This window comes from Paracoccus rhizosphaerae (genome assembly GCF_026162645.1).
Lineage (GTDB): Bacteria > Pseudomonadota > Alphaproteobacteria > Rhodobacterales > Rhodobacteraceae > Paracoccus > Paracoccus rhizosphaerae.
Genome location: NZ_JAOTBE010000190.1, coordinates 1 through 1,009, shown reverse-complemented (window position 1 = coordinate 1,009; position 1,009 = coordinate 1). Strand labels below are relative to the sequence as shown.

2 protein-coding genes are annotated in these 1,009 nt (G+C 67.1%); both read left to right on the top strand.

The window, feature by feature from the left end; translation table 11 throughout:
• A partial coding sequence (locus OC184_RS20375; protein WP_407674423.1) for a Mu transposase domain-containing protein occupies positions 1 to 283 on the top strand: 283 nt, incomplete at its 5' end.
• Positions 283 to 1,009, top strand: a 727-nt coding sequence (gene istB / locus OC184_RS20370) for an IS21-like element helper ATPase IstB (protein ID WP_322630238.1), incomplete at its 3' end; no start/stop codon positions are given. The genes OC184_RS20375 and istB, both read left to right, overlap by 1 nt.

Genomic DNA, 1,009 nt, shown 5'->3' with positions numbered 1-1,009 from the left:
CTCGGACTGTTCTGTTGAAGTCGACGGCAACGCCTATTCCGTGCCCTGGACGCTGATTGGCGAGCGGGTGACAGTCATCGTGGCGGGCCCGGACCTGCGTGTCCGGCATGCCGGGCAGGATGTCGTGTGCCATGCGCTGCGCAGCGGTCGCTATGGGCGCGTTGCCGATCCGGCCCATTTTGCCGGGATCGGCCGCCGCAGGGCGCCCTGTCCATTACCGGAGGTGCCGACGCTGCTGCGGCCGTTGAGCGAGTATGACGCTGTCGCGGGAGGGGCCTGGTGATGCTGCCCGATCTTCCCGACCACCTGGACCGGATGCTGACGCGCCTGAAGCTGACCGCCATCCGGGACCAGCTCGACAACTTGCTCGACGAAGCCGGGCGCCGCGAACTCACGATCCGCGAGGCGCTGACCATGCTGTGCGAACGCGAGATCGCTCGCAAGGATCAGCGGCGGATCGAAATGAGCTTCGGCCTGGCACGGTTCCCGTTCCACCGCAACCTCGCCGGGTTCGACTGCGCCGCGCAGCCCTCCATCGACCGAGGCCAGATCCAGGATCTCGCCACAGGACGGTTCATCGCCAACGGTGAGGCCGTGCTGCTCCTTGGGTCACCGGGCGTCGGCAAGACGCACCTCGCCGTTGCTATCGGCCGCGAGGCCATCGTCACCGGCTATACCGTGCTGTTCGTGCCGGCGACGACGCTGGCCAAGGCCCATGCCGAGGGACGGCTGGAGGAAAAGCTGTCCCACTACGCCAAGCCAAAGCTGCTGATCGTGGATGAACTCGGATACCTCCCCTTCGAGCCCGATGCCGCCCATCTGTTCTTCCAGCTCGTCAGCCGTCGCTACGAGCGCGGCGCCCTGCTGGTGACCTCGAACCGGGCGGTCGGAGAATGGGGCACCGTGTCCGGCGATCCGGTCGTCGCCACCGCGATCCCTGCGCGGACGGGTGCTGCACCACAGCCACGTCGTGACCATCCGAGGCGAGAGCTACAGACTGCGCAAGACA